1 pseudogene is annotated in these 217 nt (G+C 64.1%); it reads right to left on the reverse strand.

The features are described 5' to 3' along the window. Positions 1-217: pseudogene (locus tag BN358_RS26425) on the reverse strand (DNA-binding protein); the annotation flags it as partial.

Consider the following 217-nt stretch of genomic DNA (forward strand, 5'->3'; position numbering starts at 1 on the left):
GGATGTACAGCTGGATCAGCCGGGTCACCGAGCCGTTGAAGGCGACGATCAGCAGTGCCGCGATCGAGGCCAGGATCAGGATCCCGTTGCTGAACACCAGGCGATCGCCGCGGCGTCCCAGCTGCTTGGGCAGGAAACGGTCCTCGGCAAGGATGGACGCGAGGATCGGGAAGCCGTTGAAGGCAGTGTTCGCAGCGAGCACGAGGATCAGGGTGGT

It is taken from the genome of Sedimentibacter sp. B4 (genome assembly GCF_000309315.1).
Taxonomy (GTDB): Bacteria; Bacillota; Clostridia; order Tissierellales; family Sedimentibacteraceae; genus Sedimentibacter; species Sedimentibacter saalensis.